Genomic DNA, 13,303 nt, shown 5'->3' with positions numbered 1-13,303 from the left:
GCCGGCGCCCGCTCAGTGCGCGACCGCGCGGTTGGCGGCCGAGGTCACGGCCTTGAGCGATGCCGTGACGATGTTGGCGTCCATGCCGACGCCCCAGAGGACGCGGCCGTCGCTGGTCTCGGCCTCGATGAAGCTCACGGCCTGGGCGTCCGAGCCGGCGCCGGTCGCGTGCTGATGATAGTCGCGCACGCGGATGCCGACGCCGCAGTTCTGCGCCAGCGCGTCGACATAACCGGCGATCGGGCCGTTGCCGCGGCCGGTCACGCTGCGCTCCTCGCCGTTGAACCGCACCTTGGCGTCGATCAGCCGGACGTCCGGATGGCCGGGCTCGGGAACCGTGGTGTGGCTGAAGAACTCGACCGGCGTCGTCCGCTCGAGATATTCCTTGCGGAACGTGTCCCAGATCAACGCCGGCTGGATCTCCTTGCCGGTCTCGTCGGCGATCTGCTGGATCACCTTGGAGAACTCGACCTGGAGAAGGCGCGGCATGTCGATGCCGTAGTCGGTCTTCAGGATATAGGCGATGCCGCCTTTGCCCGACTGGCTGTTGATCCGGATGATCGCCTCGTAGCTGCGGCCGAGGTCGGCCGGGTCGATTGGCAGGTAGGGCACTTCCCAGACCTTGCTGTTCGACGCATCGAGCGCCTTGAAGCCCTTGTTGATGGCGTCCTGGTGCGAGCCCGAGAAGGCGGTGAAGACGAGGTCGCCGCCATAGGGATGGCGCGGATGGACCGGCAGCTGGTTGCAGTACTCGACCGTCTGGCGGATCTCGTTGATGTTCGAGTAGTCGATCTCTGGATCGACGCCCTGGGTGAACATGTTGAGGCCGAGCGTGACCAGGTCGACGTTGCCCGTGCGCTCGCCGTTGCCGAACAGGCAGCCCTCGATGCGGTCCGCACCCGCCATGTAGCCCAGCTCGGCCGCCGCCACGCCGGTGCCGCGATCGTTGTGCGGATGCAGGCTGAGGATCATCGAATCGCGGTACTTGAAGTTGCGATGGCACCACTCGATCTGGTCGGCATAAACGTTGGCCGAGGCCATCTCCACCGTCGCCGGCAGGTTGATGATGACCTTCTTCTCGGGCGTCGGCTGGTAGACGTCGCAGACCGCAGCGCAGATGTCGCGCGCGAACTCGAGCTCGGTGCCGGTGAAGCTCTCCGGCGAATATTCGTAGACCCATTCGGTGTCGGGATCGGCATCGGCCAGCTGCTTGACGAGCTTCGCTCCCGAGACGGCGATGTCGATGATTCCGGAATAGTCGAGGCCGAACACGACGCGGCGCTGCAGCGTGGAGGTCGAGTTGTAGAGATGGACGATGGCGCGCTTGGCGCCGCGGCAGGCCTCGAAGGTGCGCTCGATCAGCTCCGGCCGGCTCTGCGTCAGCACCTGGATGGTGACGTCGTCCGGGATCATCTTCTTTTCGATCAGCTCGCGCACGAAGTCGAAGTCGGTCTCCGACGCCGCCGGGAAGCCGACCTCGATTTCCTTGAAGCCCATCTCGCAGAGCAGCTTGAACATCCGCGTCTTGCGGTCCGAGTCCATCGGCTCGATCAGCGCCTGGTTGCCGTCGCGCAGGTCGACCGCGCACCAGATCGGCGCCTTGGTGATGACCCTGGACGGCCACTGTCGGTTCGGCAGGTCGATGGGCTTGAAGGGAACGTACTTCTCGCCCGCGGTCGGCATCATGGGTTTCTGGGATGACATTGTGGAACTCCTCGCGCCGCGCACGCCAAAGGGCTGTTGGGCAAACACTGCGATGGAAGCGGGAAGGCTGGCGGCGACTGGTGGGTGATCGAGACGAACGACGAGCGATCCGCAGGGCCCCTTTCCAGGTTTCCCTGGGTCCGGGGCGGCGGATCAGCCAATAAGTCGAAGCGTCGTCAGTCGCAGCATGGGCGCCACAATAGGGGGGCGCGGGCAGGAGTCAACCGCCGGATGGCGGGACCATCCGGCGGAGCGTGCGGGGCGGGACCGTCCCCGGTCAGCGCATCGGAAAGCTGAAATTGAAGTTCACGCTCGGGTCCATCGGCGGGCCATAGCCGTAGGACGGCATCATCGGAGGCGCCACGTAGACCGGCGCGACGCGGGTCCGCTCGATGATCACCGGCTCGCGCTCGACGATGACGCGACGCGGGCCCCCGCCCTTGTGCCAGCCCTTGTGCCAGCCGCGATCGTGGTGGTGGTGACGATCCCAGCGGTCCCGCTTGTCCCAGCGGTCGCCGGCATGGGCCGCACCGGCCGCCAGCAGGCTGCCGCCCGCGAGCAGGGCGGCCAGTACGGTATTCCAGGCAAATCCACGCATGAGACCCTCCAGTTTTTTCGGGGAGACGATGCGGCGTTCTCCCGACATGAAGGCATACGCTCGACATCCATCCGGCATCCGCGGCGGCGGCAGTGACCGATCTGTGGCCCGCCCGCCATCGTGTATGCTAGAGCGCGGCAACCATTCTGGGAGAGGAAGCGTTCATGGCGGGTCCGTTGGCCGGCGTCCGGATTCTCGATTGCACGACCGTCGTGCTGGGTCCCTGGGCGGCACAGCAGCTCGGCGATCTCGGCGCCGACGTCATCAAGATCGAACCGCCCGAGGGCGACACGACGCGCCAGCTCGGCCCGGCGCGCAATCCCGGCATGGCGGCCTTCTATCTCGGCTGCAATCGCTCCAAGCGCTCGATCGTGCTCGACCTCAAGCAGGAGGCCGGGCGCAACGCGCTGTTCAAGCTGGCAGAGACCGCCGACGTGCTGATGCACAATTACCGTCCCGAGCCCGCCAAGCGGCTCGGTGTCGAGTACGAGGCCTTCGAGAAGATCAATCCGCGGCTGGTCTATCTCGCGACCTACGGCTACCGCGCTGCCGGCCCGATGGGGCCGAAGGCGGCCTATGACGACATCATCCAGGCGGGATCGGGCCTTGCCGCGCTGCAGACGGTGGTGGCGGGGCAGCCGCGCTTCCTGCCGACCATCGTCGCCGACAAGACCAGCTCGAACGGCGTCGTGTCGGCGCTGCTCGCGGCGCTGTTCGCGCGCGAGCGCACCGGCAAGGGACAGTCGGTCGAGGTGCCGATGTACGAGACGCTGGTGTCCTTCGTCATGGTCGAGCATCTCTACGGCGAGACGTTCCGGCCGTCGCTCGAATCGGCGGGCTACAAGCGCGTGCTGAACAAGGAGCGGCGGCCCTATCCGTCGAAGGACGGCTACTTCGCGCTGCTGCCCTACACCGACGGCCACTGGCGCGAGTTCTGCGGCCTGATCGGACGCGAGGATCTTGTGAAGGATCCGCGCTTCACCTCGCTCGCCAACCGGCTGAAGAATGTCGAGCACTACTATGCGACGCTGGCCGAGATCTGCGCCACGCGGACCAACGCCGAATGGGTGGCGCTGCTCAAGACCTCGAACGTGCCGCATGGCCCGGTCAACACGCTGGAGGATCTGTTCGTCGATCCGCAGCTCGAGGCGACCGGCTTCTGGAAGGAGGTCGACCATCCGACCGAAGGCCGGCTGCGCATGCCCGACATCCCGCCGCGCTTCAGCAAGACCCAGCCGGAGGTGACGCGCCTGCAGCCGCGCCTGGGCGAGCACAGCGTCGAGGTGCTGGGCGAGGCGGGCTACACGGCCGCCGAGATCGACGCGATGCTGAAGTCGGGCGCGACGAAGACGGCCTGAGGCCGCGCGCAACGAAAAACCCCTCCCGGCTTGCGTCGGGAGGGGTTCGTGAGGCGCCGGCGATCAGGCGGAGGGAGAGGGGGCCGGCGGCTCGGGGGAGGTCGGGCGGTTGCGGCGCTCGGCCATGAACTGGTCGAACTCGGCGCGGTCCTTGGCGGCGCGCAACCGATCGAGGAAGTCGCGGAACTCGCGCTGCTCCTCGTCGAGCTTGCGGATCGTCTCCTCGCGATACTCGTCGAAGGCGACGTTGCCGCTGCCCTGTCCGCCCCAGCGATGGCGGCGCTTCCAGGCCCGCCATTCCTCGCGCGCCTCGCGACGCGCTTCGCGGCCTTCCGGCCCGTACCATTGGCCGTAGCGGCCGTGGCGAGAGCAAAACATGCGTCCACTCCATTTCAGGTAGATGAGAAGGGCCAGCCCGATCGGCCAGAACACGATGAAGCCGAGAACCACCAGGGCGATCCAGGCAGGCTTGGGCAGGTCGTCCAGTCTTTCCATCAGGCCCGTCATGGCGGGGCTCCCTCGTTTGCGGTGTTAACGGATGTAAATGTTAACGACATTTACATTGGGTATTCTGGCTCGGGGAGTCAAGGGCCGCTCAGACTTTTTCGGAGAGCCCGAGCCCCTGCAGGTAGATCAGCATCTGCGATTCGAGCAGCTCCTCGGCCGTCATCGGCAGGGAGCGCCGGCCGGCGTCGCCGCGGCCGAACAGCGAGGCGATGCCGTGCGCCATCGCCCAGACATGCAGGCTCATCATCAGCGCGGGCGGACGCTTGCCCGGCGGCAGCAGGGCGACAAGGGCGTCGGCCGCCGTGCGCAGGACGCCGAAGGCGCGGTCGCCCGCGGCCCGCAAGTCGGCGTTGAGGTCGGGCGGCAGGCCCGATTCGAACATCGCCGCATAGTAGGCGGGCTCGGCCCTGGCGAAGGCGAGGTAGGCCTTGCCGACATTCTGGAAGGCGGTGAGCGGATCGGGCTTGCCGCCGGCCCAGCCGGTCGCGAGCATGGCCTCGAAGCGCTGGAAGCCCTCGCGGGCAACGTCGGCCAGCAGGGCCTCGCGGTCGCGAAAGTGACGATAGGGGGCGGCGGCGCTGACGCCGGCCGAGCGGGCGGCATCGGCGAAGGTGAAGCCGGCGGGGCCCTTCTCGGCGATCAGCTCGCGCGCCGCCTGAATCAGCGCCTCGCGCAGGTTGCCATGATGGTAACCCCGCGGCTCGCGCTCCCGTTTCTTCCAGCCCATGTTAAGCCAGTTTACATTAAAGCCGGAGGCGGCAATAGCACGGAGGGACAAGGCGTGGAACTCAAGGACCTTCTTGATCTGCACGAGCGGCTCGAGAGCCGCATCAACGCCTACTGGACCTACTGGTCGGTGGCGATCCTGGCCATGGGGGGATGGCTGTTCGCTTCGGGTCGCGGGCTCGATGCCTCGCAGAGCACGGCGCTGGCGATAGGCGCCGGTGTGTTCTTCCTCGCCAACCTCGGCGTCCTGCTGCCGGCGACCCGTCTGGTGACCGGCGTGCGCGACGAGATCCGTGCCAAGGCGAAAGCCTTCTCGTTCGCCAGTCCGCAGCTGGCGCAGGCCTTCGCGTCGGACGGCATGGTCCTGCGCCTGCCGCTCACCGTCGCGCTGCACCTCGCCATCGATGCGGTGGTACTGTGGGCGCTGCTGCGGCGGTAGTCCGCAACGGGGGAGGAACAAGGTGCAGCTCTGGATGACGACGGTGGCGTCGGCACGCGGCGCGGCCCGCAGCGCGCGCGAGATCGAGGCGGCCGGCTGGGACGGAATGCTGGTGGTCGATTCGCAGAACCTGTCGGGCGACCCCTATGTCGCGCTGGCCCTGGCGGCGACCGCCACCACGCGGCTGGGGCTGGGCACCGGCGTCACCAATCCGGTGACGCGCCATGCCGCGGCGACCGCGACCGCCATCACCAGCGTCAACCGCGTGTCGGGCGGCCGCGCCGTGCTGGGTATCGGCCGCGGCGACTCGGCACTCGCCCATCTCGGCCGCGCGCCGGCCCGGCTGGCGCCGTTCGAGCGCTACCTGGTCCAGCTCCAAGCCTATCTCGCGGGCGACTCCGTCGACTTCGCGGACATCGACATCCCGCCCGAGGTGGCGCCGCCGCTGTCGGGCCTGCACCTGCACGACGCGCCGCCCGCGAGCCGCATCGCCTGGATCGCCGGCGGGCCCAAGGTGCCCGTCGAGGTGGCGGCGAGCGGCCCCAAGGTGATCGCCATGGCCGCGCGCCACGCCGACCGCGTGATGTTCGCGCTGGGCGCCGACGTCGACCGCCTGCGCTGGGGCATCGAGCTTGCGCGCAAGGCGCGCCGCGACGCCGGCCTCGATCCCGCGGCGCTGGCCTTCGGCGCCTACCTCAACCTCGGCTGCCACCCCGACATCGCCGTGGCGCGCAGCCTGGTGCGCGGCGGGCTGACGACCTTCGCGCGCTTCGCGGTGATGCACGGCAAGACCGAGGTGCCGACCTCGGCCGGCGACCAGAAGGTGCTGGAGAAGCTGATCAGCAACTACGACATGAAGGCCCATACGCGGGGAGATTCACGCCAGGCCACGACCCTCACCGACGACTTCGTCGACCGCATGGCCATCGTCGGTCCGCCCGAGCGCTGCGTCGAACGCCTGAAGGAGCTCGCGGCGCTGGGCCTCGACAAGGTGGCGATCAGCGGCGCCACGCGCGGGGCGTCGGAAGAGGATGCCGCGGTCGGGCGGCGGCTCGTGGCCGAGTCGGTAATCCCTGGCATGCGCTAGACGTTGTTCGACCTAACGCCAGATCTTCTTCCCGCTGCCCGGCAACCCCAGCTCACCCCACTTGGCGTCGACCCTGTCGACCACGGCCTGGTCCATCCGGATCTGCCGGCCCCACTCGCGGTTGGTCTCGCCGGGGAACTTGTCCGTCGCGTCGAGGCCGATCTTGGAGCCCAGCCCCGAGACCGGCGAGGCGAAGTCGAGATAGTCGATCGGCGTGTTCTCGATCACCGTGATGTCGCGCGCCGGGTCCATGCGTGTCGACAGCGCCCACATCACGTCCTTCCAGTTGCGGGCGTCGATGTCGGCATCCACCACGATCACCCACTTGGTGTACATGAACTGCCGGAGATAGCTCCACACGCCCATCATCACGCGCTTGGCGTGGCCGGCATAGGCCTTCTTCATCGACACCACGGCGATGCGGTAGGAGCAGCCCTCGGGGGGCAGCCAGAAGTCGACGATCTCGGGGAACTGCTGCTGGAAGAGGGGGATGAACACCTCGTTCAGCGCCTCGCCCAGCACGCTGGGCTCGTCGGGCGGCCGGCCGGTGAAGGTCGAGAGGTAGATCGGCTGGCGCCGCATGGTGATGGCGCTGATGGTGAACACCGGGAAGCGCTCGACGCTGTTGTAGTAGCCGGTGTGGTCGCCGTAGGGGCCTTCGTCGCCGTAGTCGTCGAGGCTGACATGGCCCTCGAGCACGATCTCGGCTTCGGCCGGCACCTTGAGCGGCACGGTCTTGCAGTCGACCAGGTCGACCTTCTTTCCGCGGAGAAGCCCCGCGAACTGGTATTCCGACAGCGTGTCGGGCACCGGCGTCACGGCGGCGAGGATGGTGCCGGGATCGGCGCCGATCACGGCCGCCACCGGCAGCGGTTCGCGCTTGCCCGCGCCCTTCCAGCGCTGGTGATGCTGGGCGCCGCCGCGATGCTTCAGCCAACGCATCAGGGTCGTGTTCTTCCCCGTGACCTGCAGCCGGTAGATGCCGAGATTGAAGTTGTCCTGACGGTCTCCCTTGGGATCGGGCCCCTGGGTGACGATCAGCGGCCAGGTGATCAGCGGCGCCGGCTCGCCCGGCCAGCAGGTCTGGACGGGCAGGCGGCCGAGGTCGATGTCGTCGCCGGTCAGCACCACGTCCTGGCAGGGACCGTAGCCCACCGTGCGCGGCTTCATCGCCATCACCGTGCGCAGCAGCGGCAGCATGTCGAGCGCCTCGCGCCAGCCGCCCGGCGGCTCGGGCTGGCGCAGGAAGGCCAGCGTCTCGCCGACCTGCCGGAGCTGCGCCGGCTCGCGATCCATGCCCCAGGCGACTCGCTCGACCGTGCCGAACAGGTTGACCAGGACCGGGATGTCGGAGCGCGTGCCGTCGGCCCGCACCACGTTCTCGAACAGCACCGCCGGCCCCTGCTCGGCCAGAAGCCGGGTCTGGATCTCCGTCATCTCGAGGTGAGGCGACACGGGTGCGGCGACGCGGACCAGCCGGCCGTTTTGTTCCAGCCGGGCGACGAAGTCCCGCAGCGAGGCATAGGGCATGGCGCGTTCCATAGTGGTCATGCCCGACCGAATCAAATCGGTTCAATACAACCGGACGGCGTGCTAGATCGGCGCCAACCACCAAGGGCTGCAACATGCCGATCCTGGGCATCCTCGGCGCGCTTCTCTACTTCGGCTGCATCTTCCACGCCATCAAGACCGGCCGCATCAACTACTGGCTGCTGATCCTCGTGATGCTGCCGGGCATCGGCTCGGTCGCCTACCTGCTGCTGGAAGTGTTGCCGGCTGCCCGCGACAGCCGCCTGGCGCGCACCACGGCAACCCGGGTCGTCGACACGCTCGACCCCGATCGGCGGTTGCGCGCGCATGCCGCCAATCTCGAGACCGCCGACACCGCCGAGAACAAGCGCCGGCTCGCCGAGGAATGCGTGCGGCGGGGACAGTGGGACGACGCCGTCGGCCTGTATCGCTCGGCGCTGGTCGGCCCGCTGGCCAGCGATCCCGCCCTCCTGATCGGCCTGTCCCGCGCCCTCTTCGGACGGGGCGACTTCCAGGACTCGCTGGATGCACTGGACGCCCTGCAGCGCGACAACCCGGGCTACCAGTCGCGCGAGGGCCACATGCTCTACGCCCGCAACCTGGAAATGCTTGGCCGCACCCGCGAGGCGGCCGACGAGTACCGCGCGCTGATCGGCTACGCGCTTGGACCGGAGGCCCAGGTCCGCTATGGGCTGATGATGAAGGCCCTGGGCGACCGGGCCCTTGCCGAGGAGGCGTTCAGAGACGCCGTGAAGACCTACGGACGACAGCTGAGCAGGCTCGATCCCGCCGACCGTCAATGGATCGCCGAGGCCGAGCGGCACCTCGCGTGAGCCGCCGGGCGCGGACCGCGATCGCCGCGGCGATCCCGGCCGAGTTCGAGGACCTGCTGAGCGCCGCCGGCCGGCGCGTCCTGGCGGGCAGCCATCCGCTGTGCGGCGCTCTCGCCCAGCCGCGGACGCGCTTCCTGGCGCGCACCGACCTGCTCGACCGCGCCCGCGCCGAGCGCGTGCGCCGCGTGCTGCAGCAGGCGCTGGCGGATTCGATGGAACGCATGGCGAGGCCCATTCCGCCCGAGACGATCTCGGAGATGCGCCACGACTATGCCGAGCTCCTGCCCAAGACCAGCCGGGCCTCCACGGTCTACTTCGAGAGTCGGCGCGAGCCCGGCGTGAAGGCAGCCGAGCGGATCGGCCTGGTGCGCATGATGCGTTCGGCCTCGTTCCGCGCCTTCGCCGAGGCGCTGGCCGGCCGCCGGCTGGCCGCCGGGTGGGGGTTGCAGGTGCTGCGCTACGGGGCCGGCGACTATGCCGGGCCGCACAACGACCACCATCCGGAGAACCGGGACGCGCGGGGCGGGTACATCGACCTGCATGTCGGGCTGAGCGATCCCGGCGTCGCGCACCAGTGGCTGGTCTACAGCCGGGCCGGTCACTTCAGCGAGATCGTGCCGGTGGCCGGGCCGCCGACCGTGACGGCCTATCGCCTGCCGTTCTGGCACTACACGACGCCGCTCGCCGTGCGGCGCGGACACCCCGACGCGGCGCGCTGGGTGCTGCTGGGGACGTTTCTCTATCGCTAGGCCTCTACCGCTGAAGTCTCCACCGCCGAGGCCTTCCCGGCAGGGGGCGGCGATCAGCGCTCGCCGAGCGGCACCACGCTGATCGAGTTGCGCGGGCTGCCCTCGATGATGCGGTCGGTGTAGACGAGGTAGATCAGGGCCCGCCGCTTGGCATCCCAGAAGCGCGTCACCTGCGTCGACTTGAAGATGAAGGAGGCGCGCTCGCTGAACACCTCGTGCGGGCTCTCGAGCTTGGCGAGCCGGCTCTCGTCGACCGGGCCGACCTGGCGGCAGGCGATCGAGGCCTCGCCCGGATCCTCGGCCAGCCCGATCGCGCCTTTGATGCCGCCGGTGCGCGCGTGCGACATGTAGCAGGTGACCCCCGGAACGTCGGGATCGTCGAAAGCCTGGATGACGATCTTGTCGTTGGGCCCGAGCCACTTGAAGCGATAGCCGACCGAGCCGATGTCCTCGGCCGCCGCGGGGCCCGCGAGCAGGGCGAGGAGGAGGAACAGTCCCGTACGTCGCATCATGCGCTACTCCCGTGCGGGTCAGGCGGGACGCAGCCCTCCGGCCGGGACCTCGCCGCCCGCTTCCTTGATCGCGGCACGATACTCCCTTTCGTTGCGGAAGGGCGCGACCTTCGGGAAGTCCTTGCGCGTGCCGGGACGGATCTCGCCGGTCGACGGCTCGACGATCAGCAGCTCGCCCTGCCGGCCGAGCAGCGGGATCTTCCGCTTCCAGCGCGAATAGACGCGCCGGGCCGAGGCCGAGAAATCGACATAGGTCGTGAATTCGCTGTGGTCCTTCACGAACAGCGCCTCGTAGGTCGCCACGAACTGCTCGACGAAGGTCCGGTCGACGATCTCGAGGTTCGACATCATCCAGCAGCGGTCCTCGAACACCCAGTAGGTGCCGATGCCGACGAACTGCTTCTGGCGGGTCATGTAGGGATAGAAGGGGAAGCCGCGACAGGCGATGGTGCGGTTGTCGCGCTCGCAGAAGCGCACGCCCTTGCAGTGCACGGCCATGCAGTCGCTGGTGAGCTCGGCCACGATCTGCTTGGTGGCATAGTCGTAGGGCTTGAACTTCGACCACAGGTCGGTGCGGGTCTTGAGCAGGTCGAACTCGACCTTGTGCACGACCGGCACGGCGTTCTGCGTGGAGCAGCAGACCGGCTCGCCGCCGTTCAGGCCGGCGCACTTTCGGCCACAGTCGAAGCGCGACACCGGAGCGGTGAAGCCTTCGTACAGGGCCGCGAAATCCTGAGGCCCGATGGTTGCCTTTGGCATGCCCGGACGTGATAGCCCGAAATGGTTGTGAAAGAACAGTTAAGGAAATGTGGCGGCGGGGAAGGACCGCTCAGGGATGGGGCAGGACCCGCCAGACCACGGTTTCCCGCATCCCCCGGTTCTCGAGCTGCAGCGAGGTCGGGATCTCGTAGCGCGCGCGTTCCTCCAGAGCCTGGGCGCTGAAGTAGTTGCGGCCGGGGTCGCCCAGCAGCACCAGCCGGCCGCGCCGCGCATGGCCGCGCAGCCAGGCCAGCGCCCGCGCCGACATCTCGCGCTCGTAGCAGACGTCGCCCGCGATCACGACGTCGGCCTCGGGCTCGCCCTCGGCCGCGGCCAGCCAGTCCTCGGCGCTCACCGCGAGGCGGAGGCCGTTGGCCTCGGCATTGAGGCGGGTGGCGACCAGCGACAGCGCGTCGATGTCGTTGGCCACCACCGAGGCCGCGCCGGCCCGCACCGCGGCCATGGACGCCACGCCCGATCCGGCGGCGAAGTCGACGACGCGCTTGCCGCGCACCTCGTGCGGATTGTCGAGCAGGTAGCGCGCGACCGCCTGGCCGCCCGGCCAGCAGAAGGCCCAGTAGGGCGGGTCGACGTTCTGCTCCTCCAGCCAGGCCTCGGTGGCCTGCCAGATCGGCACATACTCGCTGGCCAGCCAGAGCTGGAACTCGGGCACCATGGCCGGCGCCTCGAGAGCGGTATTGGCCCGGATGAAGGCCTCGGGCTCGGCCGGCAGGCGGGCCATCACGCCGCGTGGCCGGCGATCACCGCGGCGGTCAGCAGCAGGCCGAGCCAGGCGTTCGACTTGAAGCGCATCAGGCAGTCGGCCTGGTCGTTCGGCTTGAGCAGCGCGATCTGCCAGACGAGGTGCAGGCCGACCCCGGCCAGCAGCACGAAGTAGCCGGCCTGCAGCCCGCCGAGCAGGCCCGCTGCCGTCCACGCCGCCATCGCCAGCGCCGCGAACAGGGTGAGCCAGCGCCGCGGCGCTGCGGCGAAGCGGCGGGCGGTCGAGCGCACGCCCACGATCGCGTCGTCGCGCTGGTCCTGCATGGCGTAGATCGTGTCGTAGACCAGCGTCCAGGCGACGCCGCCGACATAGAGGGCGAACGTGGCCCAGGACAGCGTTCCCGTGACGGCCGCGTAGCCCACCAGCGCCCCCCAGTTGAAGGCCAGCCCGAGGATAACCTGCGGCCAGTAGGTGAAGCGCTTCATGGTCGGGTAGATCGCGACCAGGACCAGGGAGAGGAGCGCGACGAGCCCCGCGAACTTGTTCAGCTTGAACAGGACGACGGCGGCGACCAGCGCCTGCAGCACCATCCAGATCAGGGCGTTGCGCACCGTGACCTCGCCGGCGGGCAGCGGCCGGCCGCGCGTGCGCTCGACCCGGGCGTCGACCTTGCGGTCGACGATGTCGTTCCAGGTGCAGCCGGCGCCGCGCATGGCGAGCGCGCCCAGCGCCAGCAGCGCCATCCAGCCGGCGAGGCGCGCCCACTCGGGCGCGGCCCCGAGCGCCGCCGACCACCAGCACGGCAGCATCAGCAGCCAGATGCCGATCGGCCGGTCCCAGCGCGCCAGCCGGCCGTAGGGCCGCATCCAGGGCGGCAGGTAGCGTAGCGACCAGTGGCCGTGATCGATGTCGGTGAAGCCGGTTGTCCGCTCGGCGGTCATGGCGGCATCATGCCGCGATGGTCCGGCAAACTCCATGAGCCTCTCGCGCCTCCACGTCGACGCCGATCTCGCGGCCGGCCTCGACGTGGCGCTCGACGAGGCGCAGGCGCACTACCTGCGCCACGTCATGCGCCGCGCCGACGGCGCGCCGCTGCTGCTGTTCAACGGGCGCGACGGCGAATGGCGGGCGACGCTCGAGGCCCGCGGCCGCAAGGCGGCGGTCGCTCGCGTCGGCGAGCGCACGCGCGAGCAGGCCGTCGAGCCCGACCTGTGGCTCTGCTTCGCGCCGTTGAAGCGCGCGCGCATCGACTACGTGGCGGAGAAGGCGACCGAACTCGGCGTCGCCGTGCTGCAGCCGGTGCTGACGCACCACACGATCGTCGAACGCGTCAACGTCGAGCGCCTGCGCGCCAACGCCGTCGAGGCGGCCGAGCAGACCGAGCGGCTGAGCGTGCCGGAGGTGCGGCCGCCGGCGGCGCTCGCGTCCCTGCTCGACGGCTGGCCGGCCGGCCGCCGGCTGCTCGTGTGCGACGAGACCGGCGGCGGTCCGCCGATCGCCACGGCGCTGTCCGGCCTCGATGCCGCCGCGCGCGCCGCGCCATGGGCGATCCTGATCGGGCCCGAGGGCGGCTTCGACTCGGGCGAGCTCGCGCACCTGCGTCGCATAAGCGATGTTATGGCGGTCGGCCTCGGGCCGCGCATCCTGCGCGCCGACACCGCGGCGCTGGCGGCGCTCACCTGCTGGCAGGCGCTGGTCGGCGACTGGCAGCGCCCGACACCCCGACTCAAGGCCGATTATCGCACATCCCGCGTCGCCCTCTGACCGCTTGCGCTCG

Annotated in this window: 15 protein-coding genes; 6 read left to right on the top strand and 9 right to left on the bottom strand. The window is 69.3% G+C overall.

Annotated elements, in window-relative coordinates:
* Positions 1–12 precede the first annotated feature (12 nt).
* Together leuA and ACO073_RS24460 are read right to left on the bottom strand one after the other, a co-directional pair.
* Positions 13–1,704, bottom strand: a complete 1,692-nt coding sequence (gene leuA, locus ACO073_RS24465; protein WP_422001108.1) for a 2-isopropylmalate synthase — start codon at positions 1,702–1,704, stop codon at positions 13–15.
* A 277-nt stretch (positions 1,705–1,981) separates the two neighbouring features.
* Positions 1,982–2,302, bottom strand: a complete 321-nt coding sequence (locus ACO073_RS24460; protein WP_422001107.1) for a hypothetical protein — start codon at positions 2,300–2,302, stop codon at positions 1,982–1,984.
* A 164-nt stretch (positions 2,303–2,466) separates the two neighbouring features.
* On the opposite strand from ACO073_RS24460, the gene ACO073_RS24455 reads away from it, so the two are divergent.
* Positions 2,467–3,660 (top strand): CaiB/BaiF CoA transferase family protein, encoded by a 1,194-nt coding sequence (locus tag ACO073_RS24455; protein WP_422001105.1) that lies wholly within the window; start codon positions 2,467–2,469, stop codon positions 3,658–3,660.
* Between the two features lie 63 nt (positions 3,661–3,723).
* Here the strand turns inward: ACO073_RS24455 and ACO073_RS24450 are convergent, their stop codons facing one another.
* Together ACO073_RS24450 and ACO073_RS24445 are read right to left on the bottom strand one after the other, a co-directional pair.
* Complete coding sequence (locus tag ACO073_RS24450) at positions 3,724–4,167, bottom strand: DUF2852 domain-containing protein (RefSeq protein WP_422001103.1); 444 nt, start codon at positions 4,165–4,167, stop codon at positions 3,724–3,726.
* Positions 4,168–4,255: 88 nt separating this feature from the next.
* Complete coding sequence (locus tag ACO073_RS24445; protein WP_422001102.1) at positions 4,256–4,894, bottom strand: TetR/AcrR family transcriptional regulator; 639 nt, start codon at positions 4,892–4,894, stop codon at positions 4,256–4,258.
* Positions 4,895–4,948: 54 nt separating this feature from the next.
* Between ACO073_RS24445 and ACO073_RS24440 the strand changes: the two genes are divergently transcribed.
* Complete coding sequence (locus ACO073_RS24440; protein ID WP_422001100.1) at positions 4,949–5,332, top strand: hypothetical protein; 384 nt, start codon at positions 4,949–4,951, stop codon at positions 5,330–5,332.
* A gap of 22 nt (positions 5,333–5,354) precedes the next feature.
* The gene (locus tag ACO073_RS24435; protein ID WP_422001098.1) at positions 5,355–6,419 is read left to right on the top strand and encodes an LLM class flavin-dependent oxidoreductase; all 1,065 of its coding nucleotides are present in this window, start codon (positions 5,355–5,357) and stop codon (positions 6,417–6,419) included.
* A gap of 12 nt (positions 6,420–6,431) precedes the next feature.
* On the opposite strand, the gene ACO073_RS24430 is transcribed toward ACO073_RS24435, so the two are convergent.
* Positions 6,432–7,949, bottom strand: coding sequence for a UbiD family decarboxylase (locus ACO073_RS24430; protein WP_422002206.1), 1,518 nt, complete (start codon positions 7,947–7,949; stop codon positions 6,432–6,434).
* A 95-nt stretch (positions 7,950–8,044) separates the two neighbouring features.
* Here ACO073_RS24430 and ACO073_RS24425 point away from each other — a divergent pair, with 95 nt between their 5' ends.
* Positions 8,045–8,782: a tetratricopeptide repeat protein gene (locus ACO073_RS24425; protein ID WP_422001096.1), complete on the top strand. Its 738-nt coding sequence runs from the start codon at positions 8,045–8,047 to the stop codon at positions 8,780–8,782.
* The gene (locus ACO073_RS24420; protein ID WP_422001095.1) at positions 8,779–9,531 is read left to right on the top strand and encodes a hypothetical protein; all 753 of its coding nucleotides are present in this window, start codon (positions 8,779–8,781) and stop codon (positions 9,529–9,531) included. The genes ACO073_RS24425 and ACO073_RS24420 overlap by 4 nt, the downstream gene beginning before the upstream one ends.
* A gap of 53 nt (positions 9,532–9,584) precedes the next feature.
* On the opposite strand, the gene ACO073_RS24415 is transcribed toward ACO073_RS24420, so the two are convergent.
* The 4 genes from ACO073_RS24415 to ubiA form a co-directional block, all read right to left on the bottom strand.
* The gene (locus tag ACO073_RS24415) at positions 9,585–10,040 is read right to left on the bottom strand and encodes a CreA family protein (protein WP_422002204.1); all 456 of its coding nucleotides are present in this window, start codon (positions 10,038–10,040) and stop codon (positions 9,585–9,587) included.
* A gap of 21 nt (positions 10,041–10,061) precedes the next feature.
* Entirely contained in the window at positions 10,062–10,802 is a 741-nt protein-coding gene (locus tag ACO073_RS24410; protein ID WP_422001093.1) for a hypothetical protein, read from the bottom strand.
* 70 nt (positions 10,803–10,872) lie between these two features.
* Positions 10,873–11,544, bottom strand: coding sequence for a class I SAM-dependent methyltransferase (locus ACO073_RS24405; RefSeq protein ID WP_422001091.1), 672 nt, complete (start codon positions 11,542–11,544; stop codon positions 10,873–10,875).
* Positions 11,544–12,467: a 4-hydroxybenzoate octaprenyltransferase gene (ubiA, locus tag ACO073_RS24400; protein WP_422001089.1), complete on the bottom strand. Its 924-nt coding sequence runs from the start codon at positions 12,465–12,467 to the stop codon at positions 11,544–11,546. The genes ACO073_RS24405 and ubiA overlap by 1 nt, the downstream gene beginning before the upstream one ends.
* A 34-nt stretch (positions 12,468–12,501) precedes the next feature.
* Between ubiA and ACO073_RS24395 the strand changes: the two genes are divergently transcribed.
* Complete coding sequence (locus tag ACO073_RS24395) at positions 12,502–13,290, top strand: 16S rRNA (uracil(1498)-N(3))-methyltransferase (RefSeq protein ID WP_422001088.1); 789 nt, start codon at positions 12,502–12,504, stop codon at positions 13,288–13,290.
* The last annotated feature ends 13 nt before the right edge of the window (positions 13,291–13,303 follow it).

It is taken from the genome of Reyranella sp. (assembly GCF_965229815.1).
In the GTDB taxonomy this organism is placed as follows: domain Bacteria; phylum Pseudomonadota; class Alphaproteobacteria; order Reyranellales; family Reyranellaceae; genus Reyranella.
The sequence above is the reverse complement of the archived record's forward strand: the minus strand, read 5'-3'. Positions and strand labels throughout refer to the sequence as shown.